The organism is Rhodococcus sp. EPR-134, assembly GCF_001647205.1.
Classification (GTDB): Bacteria; Actinomycetota; Actinomycetes; order Mycobacteriales; family Mycobacteriaceae; genus Rhodococcus_F; species Rhodococcus_F qingshengii.
Genome location: NZ_LVCT01000065.1, coordinates 1 through 5,454 on the forward strand (window position 1 = coordinate 1; position 5,454 = coordinate 5,454).

Consider the following 5,454-nt stretch of genomic DNA (forward strand, 5'->3'; position numbering starts at 1 on the left):
GCTCGACGCCCACGATCTTGACCTCGGGCTTGTACTTGCGAAGGGTGCGTCCGACGCCGGTGATAGTGCCGCCGGTGCCGATGCCGGACACGAAGATGTCGACGGCGCCGTCGGTGTCGGCCCAGACCTCTTCGCCCGTCGTGGCCTCGTGGATGGCCGGGTTGGCCGGGTTCGCGAACTGGCTGGCCGAGACAGCGTTCTCGGTCTGCTCGACGATTTCCTTGGCCTTGGCGACCGCACCGGCCATGCCCTCGGATCCCGGGGTCAGCACGATCTCGGCGCCGTAAGCACGCAGCATCACGCGACGCTCGGTGGACATGGTCTCGGGCATGGTCAGGATGACCTTGTAGCCGCGAGCAGCACCGACCATGGCGAGTGCGATACCCGTGTTACCGCTGGTTCCCTCGACGATGGTGCCACCGGGCTTGAGTGCACCGGACTTCTCGGCGGCGTCGATAATCGCCACGCCGATCCGGTCCTTGACGCTGTTGGCCGGGTTGTAGAACTCGAGCTTGACGGCAACCTGTGCGTCCAGGCCCTCGGTCAGACGGTTGAGCCGCACGATCGGGGTGCGCCCGACCAATTCGGTCACGTTGTTGTAGATCCCGCTCATATCTGGTCCTCCTGAGGATCGAGTGTGTCGACCCGCTCGCTGATCACTGCTTTACGGCTGAACTGCATAACGGCTGAACTGCTTAACGGCTACAGGCAAGGGCATACAGACGACCGATGCCGCATCGGTTCATCAAATTGAACCAATGCGGCATCAGGCCACTACATACGGGGGCGGTTTATCAGGCCAACCGCTGCTTCAGAGCTTCGAACTCGTCGCGAATGCCGGTCGGCAGCTTCTCGCCGACGAAGTCGAACCACTCTTCGATGAGCGGGATCTCGGCCTTCCACTCGTCGATGTTGACCGCGAGAGCCTCGGTGATGTCGGCGTCCGACACGTCCAGGCCTTCGATGTCGAGTGCCGATCCGGTGGGAACGACGCCGATCGGGGTGTCGATACCGGCAGCCTTGTGCTCGATACGCTCGACGATCCACTTCAGGACGCGGGAGTTCTCGCCGAAGCCTGGCCACAGGAAGCGTCCGTCGTCGCCGCGGCGGAACCAGTTGACGTAGAAGACCTTGGGGAGCTTGGACGCGTCCGCGGACTTGCCGAGGTCGATCCAGTGCTGGAAGTAGTCACCGACGTTGTAGCCGAGGAACGGCAGCATTGCCATCGGATCGCGGCGAACCGTACCGACCTGGCCTTCGGCTGCTGCGGTCTGCTCGGAGCCGACCGTTGCACCCATGAAGACGCCGTGCTGCCAGTCGCGAGCCTCGGTGACCAGCGGAACCGTCGTCTTGCGGCGTCCGCCGAACAGGATTGCCGAGATCGGCACGCCCTTCGGGTCGTCCCACTCGGGAGCCATGATCGGGCACTGCGACATCGGGGTGCAGTAACGCGAGTTGGGATGAGCCGCATGGGTGCCCGACTCGGGCGTCCACTCGTTGCCCTTCCAGTCGATCAGGTGCTGCGGGTCGCCTTCGAGGCCTTCCCACCAGACGTCACCGTCGTCAGTCAGAGCGACGTTGGTGAAGACCGTGTTGCCCTGGTCGATGGTGCGCATGGCGTTGGGGTTCGAGGACCAGTTGGTGCCGGGAGCCACGCCGAAGAAACCGAATTCCGGGTTGACGGCGTACAGCTGTCCGTCCTCACCGAAACGCATCCAGGCGATGTCGTCACCGAGGGTCTCGGCGCGCCACCCGGGGATGGTCGGCTGGATCATCGCGAGGTTGGTCTTGCCACAAGCGGAGGGGAATGCCGCCGCGATGTAGTAGGCCTTGTCCTCGGGCGAGATGAGCTTGAGGATGAGCATGTGCTCGGCCAGCCAGCCCTCGTCGTGCGCCATTGCCGAGGCGATACGCAGCGAGTAGCACTTCTTGCCCAGGAGAGCGTTTCCGCCGTAGCCGGAACCGAAGCTCCAGATCTCACGATCCTCGGGGAAGTGGGTGATGTACTTGGTGTCGTTGCACGGCCACGCGACGTCTTCCTGGCCTTCGGCCAGCGGAGCGCCCAGCGAGTGCAGCGCCTTGACGAAGAATCCGTCGGTGCCGAGCTTGTCGAGAACCTTGCTGCCCATGCGGGTCATGACGCGCATGGATACGACGACGTACTCGGAATCGGTGAGCTCGACGCCCAGCTTCGGGTCCTCGGCGTCGAGGGGGCCCATGCAGAACGGCACGACGTACATGGTGCGTCCACGCATGCAACCGCGGTACAGGTCACCCATGAGGGTGCGCATCTCCGCCGGGTCCATCCAGTTGTTGGTGGGACCTGCGTCGATTTCTTCCTTCGAGCAGATGTACGTACGCGATTCGACTCGCGCGACATCGGACGGATCGGAGTTGCCGAGGAAAGAGTTCGGCTTCTTCTCGTCGTTGAGGCGGGTGAAGGTTCCTGCCTCGACCAACTTCGTTGTCAGTCGGTCCCATTCTTCGTCCGAGCCGTCTGCGAAGACGACGCGATCAGGCTGGGTGAGTTCGGCAACCTCTTGCACCCATGCAAGCAGTTCCTTGTGCTGCGTGGGGGGCGTGCCGTCAGTTCCATTGAGACCGGGAATGGTCGCTGAGGTCATCAAACTCTCCTGGGGTGAGCCGGAACCGGGTTCTCGTGACACCGGATGCGAACTGCAGCGCCCCGATACCAGTCGATCCCGGTGTCCCCCTCTCGACGGGGTCCAGCCGCGTCATCCACTCACGTGGATTTCACGGACGCCGGGTGTCCTATGTATTGAGGTTAACGCTGGCTGTTCACCTGCAGGTAATCGGGTGCGGTCAGAAATGTCACAGAAACGATTCAGTTGGTGTGTTCAGGTGCCTACCCGGCGCTCAGAGCACATAAACGGAAGCTTTTCAGAGCGCTCCGGCATCGATTTTCTGCCACACGAGGGCGCCTTCGTCGTCTCGACTGCATTCCCAGGCCGAGTAGTCGCCGTCCGACTCGATCATCGTGAGGCGATCGGCGCTACCGTCGCGATCGAAATCGGACACGATCACGACAGCGTCGTCGGAGTGGACGACACGGCTGTCGACCGTTCCGTCACCGTCCAAGTCGAAGGCGTCGAAGTTCAGGTCGCCGGCATCGACCGGTCCCGACGCGGGCCCGAAGGTCTCGGGCTCGATACGCCCAGGATCGAGCGCTTCGGCTTCGTGCCCGTCGATGTGTCCGGCCGTGATCAGAAATGCGTCCATTACTCCCCCTACTGGATGGTGACCTACTGCTTCGGCAACCCCTACCGAAACCGTCCGCTCAGTATTACCAGACCCCGACGATCAGTCGTGGCCGAAATTGCCGCACTGTGGAGAACTCTGCACTCGCGAAATGATCAGTAGGCGGTGTTCAAAACGGCGAGGTCGCGCTCGCACGACGCGAGCTGACCCGATCTGGCCGCGGCGAGCTCACGAAGTTCACCGTCGATCTCCACGATTCGAGCCTGCGCCGACGCCAACTGCTCGCGACTCTCCGCCATGATCGCCGCTCCCAGATCCGCCTCGGCCTCGAGCAGCACGCTCTGCACTCGCTGCTCCCACTGAGCGCGAACCGCCGACATCGATTCGACGATCCACGACCTGGAGTGGGCACGATCGGCCGTCAGCCCGCGATTTCGCGCCAACCACCACGCCGCGGCGCCACCCAGAATCAACGTCACGGGGATACTTGCGAACTCCAAGGCCGGAATCATTTCCAGCGGAGTCACTGCGATACGGCCGAGGCCGAGACCCGCGGACGCGCCGACAAGAATTGTCACCCGGTCCTCGTTTCCGCGCTGACGGCCCGGCAGGCCCTCCGGAATCTGCGGGGAAGGCATGTATCCGTTCGTCCCCGCAGATTCCACCGCTGCCGCCATCGCGGCGTCGAACACCCGGGTGTGATGGTCGACCTCGTGCTGCAGTCGCGTCGGCACGCTGCCCAATTCGGCTCGCGAGGCCGTGCCGACCCAGGCACGTGCCCCGGCGACCGTCGCCCGGGTTGCCTCGGCGATTTGTTGTGACAGATCCCCGCGCGCTCGTTGCAGTCGGCTTCGCACCTGCACCAGGCGTTCGCCTCGCCGGCCGTCACGGTCTGCGAGCAGCTGCGATCGCTCGGCCCGCAATTCGGCACCAGGAACACTGTCACGTAGATTCCGGATCTCCATCTCGATCATCCGGCGCGTCTGTGCGATGACTCCGGAATCCGAACCACCTGCTTCCCTCTCCCGTGCCGCCCGGCTCACGACCGCAACGAGTGACTGCTCTTGACCGGGCGCAATCGGGACCACCGGGGCCTGAGCAAAAGCGGTGCAGTGCGAAGCGAGAATCTGGGCATCACGCCGGCGCACCGCCTGCCAGTCTCGATAGACGTCGATGCGGGTCAGCGCGACCACCACCGGGGTTCCGCTCGCCGCAGCGTCGCCGAGGAGAAGGAGATCCTCGCGTCCGATCACACTGGCGGCGTCGACGACCAGAAGTACGACGTCGGCGTCCACCTCGCGTGTCACTGTCGAACAGTCATCAGAAGCATTGAACATCCGGGCGACGTCTTCCCGTCCACACCTCGGTGGGCCGACAACGTAAATGCGAGTGCCACTGGATGTTTCGGCGGCGACCCGGCGACCCGGATCGGATGCCGGATTCCATCGCTGCACCACGCGCAGCACCGAATCCGGAAGTACCGAAACGCTATTCATCGGTCACCGCCGGGGCAGAGCGATCGCCTCCGAGCTGCGCCCACCGACGCACATACCCGCGTCGAATCAGTGAGACCCGTTGTTGCGGACACTGTTCCGACTCGTTCACGAGCTCGCTCCACCACCGGCTGCACGTGCCCGCGTCGTCAGCAGTCCGAGGATCGGGAGGTTCGCCTTGACGCAGGGCTCGAATTTCGGGGCTCATCATCGCCGCCGCGGCGCCGAACAACACCGCGGAGTCCGAACTCAGATACAACTCGATCTCGTCCCTGCCCGCAATGCTGCGCGAGGCAGATCGCCTCAGCGCCGGGCCGATCTGCTCGACCCGGCCCCACCACTGCGCCTCCAGAACAGGTCCGAGAGCCGCGAACAACTCTTCGACGCCGCGCCCGGTCAGTGTCTCCACCGGAACCGTGGGCACGCCGACGTTCTCGGAGATATCCGCGGCCCGTCCCAGCGCCTCGTCCCAGCGCGGACCGAACAAGTCAGCCTTGTTCGCAGCGACGACCACACGATCGGAAACTCGAGCAATGGCTCGGCCGTCGACGTCGCGGACCGCGTCGACCACCACGTAGACAACGCAACGACGACCCAGATCGGGGTTCGACGTTCCAGGGACATCGAATGCCCTCGACTCGGTCACCACAACCGGTGCGCCGACAACTCTGCGCGAGAACCGGTCGTCGCGCCCCAGGATCCGCGCCAAAGACGACCGCCCCACCCCGGCTCGCCCGGCGAC

Annotated in this window: 5 protein-coding genes; all 5 read right to left on the reverse strand. The window is 64.2% G+C overall.

The genetic code is table 11. The annotated features are described in order from the left end of the window. Positions 1 to 613, reverse strand: a 613-nt coding sequence (locus tag A2J01_RS03270) for a PLP-dependent cysteine synthase family protein (RefSeq protein WP_064111926.1), incomplete at its 3' end; no start/stop codon positions are given. 181 nt (positions 614 to 794) lie between these two features. Next, a complete protein-coding gene (locus tag A2J01_RS03275; RefSeq protein ID WP_003945806.1) occupies positions 795 to 2,624 on the reverse strand; it encodes a phosphoenolpyruvate carboxykinase (GTP) in 1,830 nt (609 codons plus the stop codon). 277 nt (positions 2,625 to 2,901) lie between these two features. Beyond that, a complete protein-coding gene (locus A2J01_RS03280) occupies positions 2,902 to 3,240 on the reverse strand; it encodes a DUF6802 family protein (protein ID WP_042920271.1) in 339 nt (112 codons plus the stop codon). 134 nt (positions 3,241 to 3,374) lie between these two features. Continuing rightward, on the reverse strand, positions 3,375 to 4,715 hold the full coding sequence (locus A2J01_RS03285) for a hypothetical protein (RefSeq protein ID WP_228232467.1): 1,341 nt from the start codon (positions 4,713 to 4,715) through the stop codon (positions 3,375 to 3,377). Beyond that, positions 4,708 to 5,454: GTPase domain-containing protein (locus A2J01_RS03290; protein WP_064111928.1), on the reverse strand; the 747-nt coding region annotated here is incomplete at its 5' end. The genes A2J01_RS03285 and A2J01_RS03290, both read right to left, overlap by 8 nt.